Origin of the sequence: Diaphorobacter limosus, assembly GCF_033100095.1 — a bacterium.
GTDB classification, from domain to species: Bacteria; Pseudomonadota; Gammaproteobacteria; order Burkholderiales; family Burkholderiaceae_C; genus Alicycliphilus; species Alicycliphilus limosus.
In genome coordinates this window covers 404,451-420,069 of sequence record NZ_CP136921.1, presented here as the reverse complement: position 1 = coordinate 420,069, position 15,619 = coordinate 404,451, and the positions used below count along the sequence as shown (strand labels likewise).

Sequence of the window (15,619 nt, the reverse complement as noted above, 5' to 3'; positions counted from 1 at the left end):
ACACAGCAGACTTCTATCAATATAGAAGCTGCTTGCGCTGTGAGGACAAGGATTTCAACATGTTTCAACGCTGAACCCCTTGTCTATCATGCGCAACGCGCTATCGTTTTACAGCAGGTGCTTGACGCCGTCCTGCTCGCCCTGCAGCTCGGCCAGGGTCTTGTTGATGCATTCCTGGCTGAAGGCGTCGATCGGCAGGTCCTTGACGATGTGGTACTTGCCGCCTTCGCAGGTCACGGGGTAGCCGAACATCACATCCTTGGGGATGCCGTATTCGCCGTTGGACGGGATGCCCATGGTGACCCACTTGCCGTTGGTGCCCAGGGCCCAGTCGCGCATGTGGTCGATGGCGGCGTTGGCGGCCGAGGCGGCCGACGACAGGCCACGTGCGGCAATGATGGCCGCGCCGCGCTTGCCCACGGTGGGCAGGAAGGTGTTGGCGTTCCAGTCGTGGTCGTTGATGGTGTCCTTGACGGACTTGCCGCCCACGGTGGCGAAACGGTAGTCGGCGTACATGGTGGGCGAGTGGTTGCCCCACACGGCCAGCTTCTCGATGTCGCCCACGGCCACGCCCATCTTGGTGGCGATCTGGCTGGCAGCGCGGTTGTGGTCCAGGCGCAGCATGGCGGTGAAGTTCTCGCGCGGCAGATCCGGCGCGCTCTTCATGGCGATGTAGGCGTTGGTGTTGGCGGGGTTGCCCACCACCAGCACGCGCACGTTGCGGCTGGCAACAGCGTTCAGGGCCTTGCCCTGGGCGGTGAAGATCTGGGCGTTGGCGGCCAGCAGGTCGGCGCGCTCCATGCCGGGGCCGCGCGGACGGGCGCCGACCAGCAGCGCGTAGTCGGTGTCCTTGAAGGCCGTCATGGGGTCAGAGTGCGCCTCGATGCCGGCCAGCAGCGGGAAGGCGCAGTCTTCCAGTTCCATGATCACGCCCTTGAGCGCGTTCTGGGCCTTCTCGTCGGGAATTTCGAGCAGTTGCAGGATGACGGGCTGGTCCTTGCCCAGCATTTCGCCGGAGGCGATGCGAAACAGCAGGGCGTAACCGATTTGACCTGCGGCGCCGGTGACTGCGACGCGAACGGGCTTCTTGCTCATGAGAAAACTCCAAAAAGGAAGTGACAGAAAAAACCTGTGGGTGCGTGCACCAAGGCCTGTAACCGGCAGCCCGTGCTCCGCAAACAACTGCTGATTTTACTGTCGATTCAGGGTTACGGTCAATTTGTCTTATGTCTTATATAAGATATGATTAGCGACTGGAAACACCCTCGCCCACAGGCACAGCCAGCACCACCATGTCGTCCCTGCTTCCGCCCAGCACCGAAGGCACGCCCCCCGCAAGTGGCGGCGCGGCAACGGTCACGCCGGCCTTCAGCCCGCTGTACCAGCAGATCAAGGGGCTGATACTGCACAGCCTGCAGCATGGCGAGTGGAAGCCCGGCGAGGCCATTCCGAGCGAGATCGAGCTGGCCGCACGCTTTCGCGTGAGCCAGGGCACGGTGCGCAAGGCCATCGACGAGCTGGCGGCCGAGAACCTGGTCACGCGCCGCCAGGGCAAGGGCACGTTTGTGGCCACGCATGCCGAGCGCCAGGTGCAATACCGCTTCCTCAAGCTGCTGCCGGACGCCGGCGACGCCAGCGAGGAAGGCCCGGCCCAGCGCACCATTCTGGAATGCCGCCGGCTGCGCGCCAGCGCCGACATGGCACGCAGCCTGGCGCTGCGCGCAGGCGATTCTGTGATCCAGATCAAACGTATCCTGTCTTTTGTCGGCGTACCGACCATCCTGGAGGACATTTGGCTGCCCGGCCAGGCATTCAAGGGACTGACGGCCGAGCAGCTGGCGCACTACCAGGGGCCCACCTATGCCATGTTCGAGCTGGACTTTGGCGTGCGCATGGTGCGTGCCGAGGAAAAAATCCGCGCCGTGCTGCCCGACGAAACGCAGGCCCAGTGGCTCAACGTGCCCGCCGGCACGCCGCTGCTGAGCGTGGAGCGGCTGGCCTACACCTACAACGATGTGCCCATGGAGTTGCGCCGCGGCCTGTACCGCACCGACACCCACCACTACCACAACAAGCTGAACTGACCGCGGCAGGACGGCCGAATCGAACTGACTCACGCCTGACATTCGACACAATTAGCGCAAATACGCAGTCGCCGCATCACCTCCGTATTGCACTGCAATAGAATTTTGGGTTGTCTGCACCGCGCGATTACCACGCAGTTACCACCAAGAAAGTACCCACCATGACAGAGCTAGCCAAAAAGAAGAGGCCCGAGTTTCGCAACCTCAACCTCTTTTCCGATGTCAGAACCTACCGCCTGCCGCTGGCCGGTTTCATCTCCATCCTGCACCGGGTCAGCGGCATGCTCATGTTCATCCTGCTGCCGCTGGTGATCTGGATGTTCGACACCTCGGTGTCCTCGGAGATTTCGTTTGGCCGTTTCAGCGCCGCCTTCAACGTCGGCCTGGGCTTCGTGCCCGGCTGGTTCATCAAGCTGGTGACGCTGGCCCTGATCTGGGCCTACCTGCACCACCTGGCCGCCGGTGTGCGCCACCTGTACCTGGATGTGTCGCACAAGACCACCAAGGACTTTGGCCGCCAGTCGGCCGTGGCCACGCTGGTGTTCAGCATCGGCCTGACGCTGATCCTCGGCGCCAAGCTGTTTGGCCTGTACTGATTCAACAAGAAAAGGAATGACACCATGGCTGTGACCTACGGCTCCAAGCGCACCGTTGTCGGTGCCCACTATGGCTGGCGCGATTTCGTGGTGCAACGCATCACCGCCATCCTGCTGCTGGCCTTCACCCTGCTGCTGCTGGCGCAACTGCTGTTCACCAAAGGCCCCATCGGCTACGACACCTGGGCCGGCATTTTTTCACCGCAGTGGATGAAGGCGCTGACCTTCTCGGTCATCGTGGCGCTGATCTGGCACGCCTGGGTCGGCGTGTGCAGTGTCTGGTACGACTACGCCAAGCCCGCCGGCCTGCGCCTGGTGCTGCAGGCGCTCAGCGCCATCTGGCTGGTCAGTTGTGGTGGTTGGGCCGTGCAGGTGCTGTGGCGCCTGTGAGCACGCTGCACCCATAGCCCCACCCTTCTTTCAGAACCCATTAGCACCCCACACACCACAACCATGAGTTACACCAAAAAAGATATTGCCGTGCGCAAGTTCGATGTCGTCATCGTCGGCGCCGGCGGCTCGGGCATGCGTGCCTCGCTGGAACTCTCGCGCGCCGGTCTGTCCGTCGCCTGCCTGACCAAGGTCTTCCCCACGCGCTCGCACACCGTGGCCGCCCAGGGCGGCGTATCGGCGTCGCTCGGCAACATGAGCGAGGACAACTGGCACTACCACTTCTACGACACCATCAAGGGCGGCGACTGGCTGTCCGACCAGGACGCCGTCGAGTTCATGTGCCGCGAAGCGCCCAACGTCGTCATCGAGCTTGAGCATTTCGGCATGCCGTTTGACCGCAACGCCGACGGCACCATCTACCAGCGCCCGTTTGGCGGCCACACCGCCAACTACGGTGAAAAGCCCGTGCAACGCGCCTGCGCCGCCGCCGACCGCACCGGCCACGCCATGCTGCACACGCTGTACCAGAAGAACGTCGAGTCCAAGACCAACTTCTTCGTCGAATGGATGGCGCTGGATCTGATCCGCAACAGCACCGGCGACGTGGTCGGTGTAACCGCCCTGGAACTGGAAACCGGCGACCTGTACGAGCTGCACGCCAAGGCCGTGCTGCTGGCCACGGGCGGCGCGGGCCGCATCTTTGCCGCATCGACCAACGCCTTTATCAACACCGGCGACGGCCTGGGGATGGCGGCGCGTGCCGGCATCCCGCTACAAGACCTGGAGTTCTGGCAGTTCCACCCCACCGGCGTGGCCGGCGCGGGCGTGCTGCTGACCGAGGGCTGCCGCGGCGAGGGCGCTATTCTTTTGAATAGCAACGGCGAACGCTTCATGGAGCGGTACGCACCCACCTTGAAAGACCTGGCGCCGCGCGACTTCGTCTCGCGCTCGATGGATCAGGAGATCAAGGAAGGCCGTGGCTGCGGCCCGAACAAGGACTACATCCTGATGAAGCTCGACCACCTGGGCGCGGACACGATTCGCAAACGCCTGCCGTCGGTGGAGGAGATCGGCCACAACTTCGCCAACGTCGACATCACCAAGGAGCCTATCCCGGTGGTGCCCACCATCCACTACCAGATGGGCGGCATTCCGACCAACATCCACGGCCAGGTCGTGGTCTGGGACGGCAGCCAGAACAACATCGTCAAGGGCCTGTACGCCGTGGGCGAATGCGCGGCGGTGTCGGTGCATGGCGCCAACCGCCTGGGCACGAACTCGCTGCTGGACCTGCTGGTGTTCGGCAAGTCGGCAGGCAAGCACATCGTCAAGTTCGTCGGCGAATACGGCAACCACCAGGACATGCCGGCCGATGGCAGCGACCGCACCCTGGCGCGCCTGAACCAGCTGGAGGACTCCAAGGATGGCATCTACGCGCAAGACCTGGCCAATGAGATCCGCCAGACCATGCAGTCGCACGCCGGCGTGTTCCGCACGCAAAAGGGCATGGACGAGGGCGTGGTCAAGATCGCCGCGATCCGCGAGAAGGTCGGCTCCGTCACGCTCAAGGACAAATCCAAGGTCTGGAACACCGCGCGCATGGAAGCGCTGGAGGTGGACAACCTGATCGAGGTGGCGCAGGCCACCATGGTCTCGGCCGCCGCGCGCAAGGAATGCCGCGGCGCCCACACCGTGGACGACTACGAACACCCGGCTGACCACCCCACCGCGCCGCTGGGCCGCGACGACGCCAACTGGCTCAAGCACACGCTGTGGCACAGCGCCAGCAACAGCCTGACCTACAAGCCCGTGAACATGAAACCGCTGACGGTGGACAGCATCCCGCCCAAGGTCCGTACGTTCTGATCGCGCCACCGCCCCACGAAAGACACACACCATGCAACGCACTTTCAAGATCTACCGCTACGACCCGGACAAGGATGCCAAGCCCTACATGCAGACCGTGAGCGTCGAGCTCGACGGCCACGAGCGCATGCTGCTGGACGCCCTGCTCAAGCTCAAGGCGCAAGACCCTTCGCTGTCGTTCCGCCGCTCCTGCCGCGAGGGCGTGTGCGGCTCGGACGCCATGAACATCAATGGCAAGAACGGCCTGGCCTGCCTGACCAACATGAAGACGCTGTCGGGCGACATCGTGCTGAAGCCCCTGCCCGGCCTGCCGGTGATCCGCGACCTGATCGTGGACATGACCCAGTTCTTCAACCAGTACCACTCGATCAAGCCCTACCTGCAGAACGACACCCCCACGTCGCCCTCCAAGGAGCGCCTGCAGTCGCCCGAGGAGCGCGAGGAGCTCGACGGCCTGTACGAGTGCATTCTGTGCGCCAGCTGCTCCACGGCCTGCCCCAGCTTCTGGTGGAACCCCGATAAATTCGTCGGCCCAGCGGGTCTCTTGCAGGCCTACCGCTTCATCGCCGACAGCCGTGACCAGGCCACGGGCGAGCGCCTGGATAACCTGGAAGACCCATACCGGCTGTTCCGCTGCCACACCATCATGAACTGCGTGGACGTGTGCCCCAAGGGCCTCAAGCCCGCCGCCGCCATCAGCAAGATCAAGGAGCTGATGGTGCGCCGCGCCATCTAAGCCGCGATGGCCGACGACGCCCTGCTTGACGAACGGGATGTGGCCATCCTGCGCTGGCGCAGCCGGCGCGGGCTGGTGGAGAACGACCTGTTCATCGAGCGTTTTTTTGAGCGCCACGGCGCGCACCTGACGGCTCGCCAGGCGCACGCGATGACGCTGCTCATGAATCTGTCGGACAACGACCTGCTGGACCTGCTGCTCAAACGCAAGGAGGCCGAAGGCGAGATCGCGACCGACGATGTGCGGGCCGTGCTGGAGCTGCTGCGCGAACGCGCTTGAGGCAGCCCTCCATAGCCCCCTCTTACCGAGTCATCAACCAAGGAAACTGGAAATGAAACTGGCAGACAACAAAGCAACGCTATCGTTCAGCAACGGCAAGCCGAGCGTGGAACTTCCCGTGTACCAGGGCAGCATCGGCCCGGACGTGATCGACATCCGCAAGCTGTACGGCCAGACCGACATGTTCACCTACGACCCGGGCTTTCTGTCCACGGCGTCCTGCCAGTCGGCCATTACCTACATCGACGGCGACAAGGGCGAGCTGCTGTACCGCGGCTATCCCATCGAGCAACTGGCACAAAAGTGCGACTACCTCGACACCTGCTACCTGCTGCTCAATGGCGACCTGCCCAACGAAGGCCAGCGCACCGACTTCCACAAGCTGGTGCTCAAGCACACCATGGTGAACGAGCAGATGCAGTTCTTCCTGCGTGGTTTCCGCCGTGACGCCCACCCCATGGCCGTGCTCACCGGCCTGATCGGCGCCCTGTCGGCCTTCTATCACGACAGCACCGACATCAACAACCCCGAGCACCGCCATATCTCGGCCATCCGGCTGATCTCCAAGCTGCCCACGCTGGTGGCCATGGCCTACAAGTACGGCGTCGGCCAGCCCTACATGTATCCGCGCAATGACCTGTCTTACGCCGGCAACTTCCTGCGCATGATGTTCGGCACGCCCTGCGAGGACTACAAGGTCAACCCGGTGCTCGAGCGCGCCATGGACCGGATCTTCATCCTGCACGCCGACCACGAGCAGAACGCCTCCACCTCCACCGTGCGCCTGTGCGGCAGCTCGGGCACGAACCCGTTCGCGGCCATAGCCGCCGGCGTGGCCTGCCTGTGGGGCCCGGCCCATGGCGGCGCCAACGAGGCCTGCCTGAACATGCTGGAGGACATCCAGCGCAATGGCGGCGTGGCCAAGGTCGGCGAGTTCATGGAGCAGGTCAAGGACAAGAACAGCGGCGTCAAGCTGATGGGCTTTGGCCACCGCGTCTACAAGAACTACGACCCGCGCGCCAAGCTGATGCAGGAAACCTGCAACGAGGTGCTGGCCGAGCTGGGCCTGGAGAACGACCCGCTGTTCAAGCTGGCCAAGCAGCTGGAGAAGATCGCCCTGGAAGACGACTACTTCGTCTCGCGCAAGCTCTACCCGAACGTGGACTTCTACTCCGGCATCGTGCAGCGCGCCATCGGTATCCCGGTCAGCCTGTTCACCGGCATCTTCGCCCTGGCCCGCACCGTGGGCTGGATCGCCCAGCTCAACGAAATGCTGGCCGACCCCGAGTACAAGATCGGCCGTCCGCGCCAGCTGTTCACCGGCTCGCCGCGCCGCGACGTCTAAGCCACCCAAGGCCTCCTGACCACAAAGCCCGCCGGCACAGCGCCTGCGGGCTTTGTGCTTTGTGGGCGAGCCCGCGGCTACCATGGCGGGCACCCGCCTACCTGCCCAAGGAACCTCCGCCGCCATGACCCAGCCCCCCATCGAAGCCCGCATCGCCGCCCTCACGCCCAGCGCGATGTGGCGCTGCCTGGTGATAGAGGACGAGCTGGAGAACGCGCGCTACATCGCCGACGGCCTGCGTGCCCAGGGGCATGTGGCCATCATCGCCCACGAGGCGGGTGACGCGCTGCGCCGCGCCTGCGGCGAGACCTGGGACCTGGTGATCCTGGACCGCATGCTGGGCCCGCAGGTGGATGGCCTGCACATTCTGCAGAGCATGCGCGGCCTGGGGCTGCGCACCCCGGTGCTGGTGCTGTCGGCGCTGAGTGCGCTGGACGAGCGCGTCCGCGGCCTGAAGGCCGGCGGCGACGATTACCTGACCAAGCCGTTCGCCTTCTCCGAGCTGTTGGCACGGCTGGAGGCGCTGGTGCGCCGCTCGCGCACGGGTGAGGAGGTCAAGGCGCTGCAGCTCGGTGACCTGCGCCTGGATCTGGTGCACCGCACGGTGCAGCGCAATGGCCGTCTCATCGCCCTGAAGCCGCGCGAATTCCGCCTGCTGGCCTATCTGCTGATGCATGCCGAGCAGCCCCTGACGCGCACCATGCTGCTGGAGGCGGTGTGGGACTACCGTTTCGACCCGCAGACCAACCTGATCGACGTGCAGATCAGCCGCCTGCGGCAAAAACTGCAGGCGCCGGGCGAGGCGCCGCTGATACACACCGTGCGCGGCGTGGGCTACCGCATCGGCCTGCAAGCCGAGGGCGGCGCATGAACCGAACCGATGCGCCGCGGGCCGCGCAGCCGCTGCGCCTGTGGCGCAGCGCCGGCCTGCGGCTGGCGGCGCTGTTCGGCTTTCTGGTGCTGCTGACCATGCTGACCACGCTGGCGCTGGTGTATCTGCAGGTGTCCACGGTGCTGCACCGCAACCTGGAACGGCAGCTGCAGCAGGCGCAGCAGCGCCTGGCTTTGCAGTACGCCCATGAGGGCCCGCAGGCCACGGCCCAGGCCATCGGCCACATGCTGCAGGACGGGCGCGACACGGATCTGGAGCTGGTGCTGCTCACCACGCCCGATGGCCGCTTCCTCGCCGGCAACCTGGCCGTGCAGGCACTGCCACCGCTGGCGCTGATCGGCGCATCCGCGCACCCGGTGGCTCTGGGTAGCCAGGGCATCACCGCGCAGCTGCTCGCCCACCGCCTGCCCGACGGCGCCATGCTGGTGCTGGGCCACGATCTGCGCGAACTGCGCGACATCGAATCCACGCTGGCCACGGCCAGCCTGATCGCCGGCCTGTTCGCGCTGTCGCTGGCGCTGGTCAGCACCTGGTTCTTCCGCCGCGAGCTCGGCCGCAGCGTCGATGCGCTGCACCAGACCATGGCCCGCATCGCCGGCGGCCAGCTGCACGAGCGCGTGCCCGCCCAGGCCGCCAGGGACGACGAGTTTGCGCGGCTGGAGCAGGACTTCAACCACATGCTCGACCGCATAGAGCAGCTCATGGCGGGCGTGACCCATGTGTCCGACGCCATCGCGCACAACCTGCGCACGCCGCTCACCCGGCTGCGCCTGCGCCTGCAGCACGCGCATGACGGCGCGGCCGATGCCGCTGCGCTGCGCGCGGCACTCGGCAGCGCCATGCACGACATCGACGACCTGAGCCGCGTGCTGGACAAGCTGCTGTCCATCGCCCAGGCCGAATCGGGCACGCGCCGCGCGCCCTTCACGCCGCAGGCATGGGGCGAGATCGGCGCCGACGTGGTCGAGCTGTACGAAGACCTGGCCGAGCACGAGGGCGTCACGCTGACATGGGAATGCACGCACCCGGCCCCCCTGCTGGGCGACCGCAGCCTGCTGGCCGGCGCGCTGGTGAACGTGGTGGACAACGCCATCAAGTACGGCGGCCGGGGCGCCAGCGTGCGCGTGCAGTCGCGCAGCGCGCGGGACGCGGACGGCGCCGCCTGCAGCGAAATCTGGGTGCAGGACGATGGCCCCGGGGCGCCGCCCGAGGCTCTGGCCACACTGGGCGAGCGCTTCCTGCGCCTGCGCCCCGAGCTGCCCGGCCATGGCCTGGGACTGGCCAGCGTGCGCGCGGTAATGCAGCTGCATGGCGGCAGCATGCGGCTGGAGCCGGCCCGGCCCGGCCTGCGCGTGGCGCTGCGCCTGCCGCAGCACACACCCTGAAGTATCAATAGAAAAATAAGCCTCTAGCGCTTAATGGGAAAGCGCCAATAGCTATTATTTTTATAGTTAACAGCGGCAAGCATTACCGTTTGGCAATGCTTTGGTCACCCCGCTTGCGCGGCATGGCGCCTACGATGCCCGCTCCCCCTCTATACACACCAACCCGGCCTGCACGCAGGCCGGTCAGGAGACCTTTGCCTTGAAAATCAATAGCCAGAGAGACTTCACCGCCGGGCTGCTGTTCAGCGCCTTTGGCGTGGCCTTTGCCTGGGGCGCCACCACCTACAACGTGGGCAGCGGCGCCCGCATGGGGCCGGGCTACTTCCCGCTCATCGTCGGCATTCTGATCGCGGTGATGGGCGTGCTCATCACCGCGCGTTCCTTCATCACGCATTCCGAGGATGGCGACCCCATAGGCGCGATTGCCTGGCGTCCACTGGGCTTCATCATCGGCGCCAACCTGGTGTTTGGCGTGCTGCTGGGCGGCCTGCCCAGCATTGGCCTGCCGCCCATGGGGCTGGTGGTCGCCATCTATGCGCTGACGCTGATCGCCAGCCTGGCGGGCGACCAGTTCCAGCTCAAGGGCGTGCTCGTCCTGGCCACCGTGCTCTCCGTGGGCAGCTACCTGGCCTTCGTCGTGGCGCTGAACCTGCAGTTCCCGGTATGGCCCACCTTCATCACCGGCTGAGCCCGGGCGCAACCCATCACGAGGAATCATCATGGAACTGATAGAACATCTTTCACTGGGGTTTCAGGTCGCGTTCACGGCGCAGAACCTGTTGTACGCCTTCCTGGGCTGCCTGCTGGGCACCTTGATCGGCGTGCTGCCGGGCCTGGGGCCGGTGGCCACCATTGCCATGCTGCTGCCCACCACCTACGCCCTGCCGCCCACGGCAGCGCTGATCATGCTGGCCGGCATTTACTACGGCGCGCAGTACGGCGGCTCGACCACCGCCATTTTGGTGAACCTGCCGGGCGAGTCGTCCTCGGTGGTCACGGTGATCGACGGCTACCAGATGGCGCGCAAGGGCCGGGCCGGGCCGGCGCTGGCCTCGGCCGCGCTGGGCTCGTTCGTCGCCGGCTGCGTGGGCACGCTGGTGATCGCCGCCTTTGCCCCGCCGCTGACCGAGGTGGCCTTCAAGTTCGGCCCGGCCGAGTATTTCTCGCTGATGGTGCTGGGCCTGATCGGCGCGGTGGTCATGGCCTCGGGCTCGCTGCTCAAGGCCATCACCATGATCCTGGTCGGCCTGGCCTTTGGCTTGGTGGGCACGGACGTGAACTCGGGCGTGGCGCGCTACAGCTTCGACATCCCGGAGCTGACCGACGGCATCAGCTTCGTGGCGATTGCCATGGGCATCTTTGGCTATGGCGAGATCATCGCCAACCTGTCCGTACCCACGCACCAGCGCGAGGTGTTCACCGACAAGGTGACCGGCCTCATGCCCACCAAGGAGGACTTCAAACGCATGTTCCCCGCCGTGCTGCGCGGCACGGCCATTGGCTCGGCGCTGGGCATACTGCCCGGGGGCGGCGCGCTGCTGTCGGCCTTTGCCGCCTACACCATCGAGAAGAAGTCCAGGCTCAAGCCCGGTGAGATACCTTTCGGCCAGGGCAACATCCGCGGCGTGGCCGGCCCCGAGTCGGCCAACAACGCGGGCTCGCAGACCTCCTTCATCCCGCTCTTGACACTGGGCATTCCGCCCAACGCCGTGATGGCGCTGATGGTGGGCGCCATGACCATCCACAACATCCAGCCCGGCCCGCAGGTGATGACCAGCAACCCGGAGCTGTTCTGGGGCCTGATCGCCTCGATGTGGATAGGCAACCTGATGCTGGTGGTGCTGAACCTGCCCATGATCGGGCTGTGGATCAAGCTGCTGTCCATCCCCTACAAGTGGCTGTTCCCGGCCATCGTGCTGTTCTGTGCGATCGGCGTGTACTCGGAGAACAACAACACCTTCGAGATCTGGATGGTGGCCATCTTTGGCGTGCTGGGCTATGTGTTCCACAAGCTCGCCTGCGAGCCCGCGCCGCTGCTGCTGGGCCTGATCCTGGGGCCGATGATGGAGGAGAACCTGCGCCGCGCCCTGCTGCTGTCGCGCGGCGAGTGGAGCGTGCTGGTCACGCGCCCGCTGTCGGCCTCGCTGCTGGCGGTGGCCGCGGTGCTGGTGATCATCGTCATGCTGCCCGCCGTGAGCAAGAAGCGCGAGGAGGCCTTCGTGGAGGATTGACCACCCTACAGCCTCCGGACATCCGGCGCCCGGGCGCCCGGCCCATGCCCATTGCGGGCCTGGGGCCGGGCGCCTTTGTCATGCCGGGGCCGCGTGCGGGCGGGCCATACTACGAGCCTTGCACCATGCGGGGGGCCTGCCCTGCCCGCCATATCCCCCAATCATTCGCCAGAGGAGAGCGTTTCCATGAAATCCCGCGCCGCCGTTGCCTTCAAGGCTGGAGAGCCCCTGCAGATCATCGAGATCGACGTCGCCCCGCCGCAGCCGGGCGAGGTGCTGATCCGCATCACCCACACCGGCGTATGCCACACCGACGCCTTCACCCTCTCGGGTGACGACCCCGAAGGCATCTTCCCCGTCGTGCTCGGCCACGAGGGCGCGGGCATCGTCGTTGAATGTGGTGCGGGCGTGACCAGCGTCAAGCCGGGCGACCATGTGATCCCGCTCTACACCGCCGAATGCGGCCAATGCCTGTTCTGCAAGAGCGGCAAGACCAACCTGTGCACGGCAGTGCGCGCCACCCAGGGCAAGGGCGTAATGCCCGACGGCACGACACGCTTTTCCTACGACGGCAAACCCCTCTACCACTACATGGGTTGCTCGACGTTCAGCGAATACACCGTGGTGGCCGAGGTCTCGTTGGCCAAGGTCAGCCCCGAGGCCAACCACGAGCAGGTGTGCCTGCTGGGCTGTGGCGTGACCACCGGCCTGGGCGCGGTGAAGAACACCGCCAAGGTGCAGCCGGGCGATACGGTGGCCGTGTTCGGTCTGGGCGGCATAGGCCTGGCGGTGATCCAGGGCGCAAAACTGGCCAAGGCCGGCCGCATCATCGCCATCGACACCAACCCCTCCAAGTTCGATCTGGCGCGCACCTTTGGCGCCACCGACTGCGTCAACCCGAAAGACCACGAGCAGCCCATCCAGCAGGTGATCGTGGAGATGACCGGCTGGGGCGTGGACCACAGCTTCGAGTGCATAGGCAACGTGAACGTCATGCGCGCGGCGCTGGAATGCGCGCACCGCGGCTGGGGCCAGTCGGTCATCATCGGCGTGGCAGGCAGCGGCCAGGAAATCAGTACCCGCCCGTTTCAGCTGGTCACGGGCCGCAGGTGGCTGGGCACGGCGTTTGGCGGCGTCAAGGGCAGGAGCGAGCTGCCCGGCATGGTGGAAGACGCCATGGCCGGCAAGATCCAGCTGGCGCCCTTTGTCACGCACACCATGGGGCTTGCCGACATCAACCGCGCCTTCGAGCTGATGCACGCGGGCAAGTCCATACGCTCGGTGATCAACTTCGCCACGCTGTAAAAAAGTGAGCTGTTTGCGCTTTCATTTCAATGGGTTCACGGCATTTTTTATGTGAATACGCTTCAAACCAAGCGCAAACAGCTACCAATATAGGAGCTTACACCCCCATGTCCGACACCCTGGAATTGCTCTCCAGTCACGCCTGCTTTGGCGGCGAGCAGCGCTTCTACCGCCACGCCTCGCGTGAGATCGGCCTGCCGATGCAGTTCTCCGTCTACCTGCCGCCCCAGGCGCTGGCCGGTGGCAAATGTCCCGCCCTGCTCTACCTGGCCGGCCTGACCTGCACCGAGGAGACCTTCATGGTCAAGGCCGGCGCGCAGCAGCAGGCGGCAGAGCTGGGCCTGGCCCTGATCGCCCCCGACACCAGCCCGCGCGGCGCCGGCCTGCCCGGCGAGGCCGACGCCTGGGACTTTGGCGTGGGCGCGGGCTTCTACCTCGATGCCACGCAGGCGCCATGGGCCGCGCACTGGCGCATGGAGAGCTATCTGCTGGACGAGCTGCTGCCGCTGGCCGGCAGCGCCCTGCCCATCGACGGCGCGCGGCTGGGCATTTTTGGCCACAGCATGGGCGGGCATGGCGCGCTCACGCTGGCGCTGCGCCACCCGGGGCGCTTCAAGAGCCTGTCGGCCTTCGCACCCATCTGCGCGCCCACGCGCTGCCCCTGGGGCGTGAAGGCCTTCACGGGCTACCTGGGCCCGGATCGCGCCGGCTGGGGCGCGCATGACGCCACCGGGCTCATGGAGCAGCAGAGCACAGCGCCCTATCCGGCCGGCATCCTCATCGACCAGGGCCTGGCCGACAAATTCCTGGCCGAGCAGCTGCACCCGGAGCTGTTCAACGCCGCCTGCGCGCTCGTCGGCCAGCCGCTCACGCTGCGCCGCCACGAGGGCTACGACCATGGCTACTACTTCATACAAACCTTTGTCCAGGATCACCTGCGCCACCACGCGCAGCAACTGGCCGGATAGCATCAGGCGTTTGCAATGATTTGCATTGGTCGATAGTCACAGGCCATAGGATGGAGCCCTTTTTTTGCAGCAGGAGGCTCCATGAACGCCCAAGAAATCTGGCAATTCATCAGTCCCCAAGGGGCTGAATTCGGCATCAAGCTGCTCACGGCGATTGCCGCCTGGGTGGTGGGCCGCTGGCTCATCAGCCTGGCGGTGCGCCTGATGGGCAAGGTCTTCGAGCGCGGTAACAAGATCGACGCCACGCTGTCGCAATACCTGCAATCCATCGCCTCGGTGCTGATGAACATCGTCCTGATCCTGGCCATCCTGGACATCTTCGGCGTCAAGACCACCTCGTTTGCCGCCCTGCTGGCCGGCGCCGGCCTGGCCATAGGCGCAGCCTGGAGCGGCATGCTGGGCAACTTTGCCGCCGGCGTGTTCATGCAGGTGCTGCGCCCGTACAAGGTGGGCGACTTCATCAGCGCCGGGGGCGTGGTGGGCACCGTGAAAGAGCTGGGCCTGTTTGCCACCACTGTCATCACGCCCGACAACGTGGTTACCGTGGTGGGCAACGGCAAGGTGTTTGGCGACAACATCCAGAACTACAGTGCCCTGCCCGTGCGCCGCGTCGATTGCGTGGCCAAGGTGGCCAACAGCGTCAACCCGCTGGACGCGATTGCGCGCCTGCAACCGGTGATCGCCGCCATCCCCAACGTAGCGACCGACCCGGCGCCGGTGATCGAGATCCTGGAATTCACGCCCGAGGGCCCCAAGCTGTGCGTGCGCCCCTTCACCCACACCGACCATTACTGGCAGGTGTACTTCGACACCCACAAGGCCATCGTCGAAACCTTTGGCGCCGCCGGCTACCCGGTGCCAGAGACCCCCATGGCCTACCGCCAGTCGGCCATGCAATAGCGCGCTTAAGCGATTGCGCCTGTTTGCGCAAGCGCACAAAAAATCACAGTCGGCCAGTGCGGCAAACCTTGGCAAAAACCCGTACTGGCCCGACAATGGAGCGCAACGCACCGTTGGGTGCCTTTTTTTTGCATGCAAAAACGCCTTGGCCCGGACAACCCCGTTGCCCGGGCTTTTGTCCGTTTTTGCCCCGTCTATTCGTACCAAGGGAACCAACATGAACAGCAAACCATCCATCACCGTCTCGTCGCTGGACTTCGAGCGCCTGGAATCCTTGCTGGAAAAGCAGACCGGCGATTTCCCTGGCCGGGACGCACTGGAGGCCGAGCTTGACCGCGCCGATGTGCTCGACCCCAAGGACATGCCGCCGAATGTGGTCACCATGAACTCCACCGTGCGCTTCACCATGCTGGAGACCGGCAAGAGCAGCACCCTGACCCTGGTCTATCCCAAGGAGATGGACGGCAGCGACAACAAGGTGTCGGTGTTCGCCCCCGTCGGCATTGCCCTGCTCGGCCTGAGCGTGGGCGACGAACTGCCCATGCCCAGCCCCACGGGCCGGGTCACGGTGCGCGTCGATGCCATCGAATACCAGCCCGAGAACGCCGGCGAGCTGCACCGCTGAGCCTGGCGCGGTAG

General features: G+C 65.4%; 16 protein-coding genes. 15 read left to right on the top strand and 1 reads right to left on the bottom strand.

Features of this window, described 5'->3' with window-relative positions:
- Positions 1-108 precede the first annotated feature (108 nt).
- The gene (locus P4826_RS02090; protein ID WP_317702352.1) at positions 109-1,095 is read right to left on the bottom strand and encodes a malate dehydrogenase; all 987 of its coding nucleotides are present in this window, start codon (positions 1,093-1,095) and stop codon (positions 109-111) included.
- A gap of 197 nt (positions 1,096-1,292) precedes the next feature.
- Here P4826_RS02090 and P4826_RS02085 point away from each other — a divergent pair, with 197 nt between their 5' ends.
- The 15 genes from P4826_RS02085 (at position 1,293) to rnk (ending at position 15,605) form a co-directional block, all read left to right on the top strand.
- A complete protein-coding gene (locus P4826_RS02085) occupies positions 1,293-2,084 on the top strand; it encodes a GntR family transcriptional regulator (RefSeq protein WP_317702351.1) in 792 nt (263 codons plus the stop codon).
- A 161-nt stretch (positions 2,085-2,245) separates the two neighbouring features.
- Complete coding sequence (gene sdhC / locus P4826_RS02080; protein ID WP_317702350.1) at positions 2,246-2,680, top strand: succinate dehydrogenase, cytochrome b556 subunit; 435 nt, start codon at positions 2,246-2,248, stop codon at positions 2,678-2,680.
- A 24-nt stretch (positions 2,681-2,704) separates the two neighbouring features.
- On the top strand, positions 2,705-3,070 hold the full coding sequence (gene sdhD, locus P4826_RS02075; protein WP_317702349.1) for a succinate dehydrogenase, hydrophobic membrane anchor protein: 366 nt from the start codon (positions 2,705-2,707) through the stop codon (positions 3,068-3,070).
- A gap of 63 nt (positions 3,071-3,133) precedes the next feature.
- Complete coding sequence (gene sdhA, locus P4826_RS02070) at positions 3,134-4,939, top strand: succinate dehydrogenase flavoprotein subunit (protein WP_317702348.1); 1,806 nt, start codon at positions 3,134-3,136, stop codon at positions 4,937-4,939.
- A gap of 31 nt (positions 4,940-4,970) precedes the next feature.
- Complete coding sequence (locus P4826_RS02065; protein WP_317702347.1) at positions 4,971-5,675, top strand: succinate dehydrogenase iron-sulfur subunit; 705 nt, start codon at positions 4,971-4,973, stop codon at positions 5,673-5,675.
- Between the two features lie 6 nt (positions 5,676-5,681).
- Entirely contained in the window at positions 5,682-5,954 is a 273-nt protein-coding gene (locus P4826_RS02060; protein ID WP_317702346.1) for a succinate dehydrogenase assembly factor 2, read from the top strand.
- A gap of 52 nt (positions 5,955-6,006) precedes the next feature.
- On the top strand, positions 6,007-7,299 hold the full coding sequence (gltA, locus tag P4826_RS02055) for a citrate synthase (RefSeq protein WP_317702345.1): 1,293 nt from the start codon (positions 6,007-6,009) through the stop codon (positions 7,297-7,299).
- 175 nt (positions 7,300-7,474) lie between these two features.
- Positions 7,475-8,170 (top strand): response regulator transcription factor, encoded by a 696-nt coding sequence (locus P4826_RS02050; protein WP_317703690.1) that lies wholly within the window; start codon positions 7,475-7,477, stop codon positions 8,168-8,170.
- On the top strand, positions 8,167-9,576 hold the full coding sequence (locus P4826_RS02045; protein ID WP_317702344.1) for a sensor histidine kinase: 1,410 nt from the start codon (positions 8,167-8,169) through the stop codon (positions 9,574-9,576). The genes P4826_RS02050 and P4826_RS02045 overlap by 4 nt, the downstream gene beginning before the upstream one ends.
- Before the next feature lie 199 nt (positions 9,577-9,775).
- A complete protein-coding gene (locus tag P4826_RS02040) occupies positions 9,776-10,264 on the top strand; it encodes a tripartite tricarboxylate transporter TctB family protein (RefSeq protein ID WP_317702343.1) in 489 nt (162 codons plus the stop codon).
- Positions 10,265-10,295: 31 nt separating this feature from the next.
- The gene (locus P4826_RS02035) at positions 10,296-11,807 is read left to right on the top strand and encodes a tripartite tricarboxylate transporter permease (protein WP_317702342.1); all 1,512 of its coding nucleotides are present in this window, start codon (positions 10,296-10,298) and stop codon (positions 11,805-11,807) included.
- Positions 11,808-11,993: 186 nt separating this feature from the next.
- On the top strand, positions 11,994-13,112 hold the full coding sequence (locus P4826_RS02030) for an S-(hydroxymethyl)glutathione dehydrogenase/class III alcohol dehydrogenase (protein ID WP_317702341.1): 1,119 nt from the start codon (positions 11,994-11,996) through the stop codon (positions 13,110-13,112).
- A gap of 107 nt (positions 13,113-13,219) precedes the next feature.
- Positions 13,220-14,080, top strand: a complete 861-nt coding sequence (gene fghA / locus P4826_RS02025; protein ID WP_317702340.1) for an S-formylglutathione hydrolase — start codon at positions 13,220-13,222, stop codon at positions 14,078-14,080.
- 81 nt (positions 14,081-14,161) lie between these two features.
- Entirely contained in the window at positions 14,162-14,980 is an 819-nt protein-coding gene (locus P4826_RS02020) for a mechanosensitive ion channel family protein (RefSeq protein WP_317702339.1), read from the top strand.
- Positions 14,981-15,197: 217 nt separating this feature from the next.
- The gene (rnk, locus tag P4826_RS02015) at positions 15,198-15,605 is read left to right on the top strand and encodes a nucleoside diphosphate kinase regulator (RefSeq protein ID WP_317702338.1); all 408 of its coding nucleotides are present in this window, start codon (positions 15,198-15,200) and stop codon (positions 15,603-15,605) included.
- Positions 15,606-15,619: the final 14 nt, after the last annotated feature.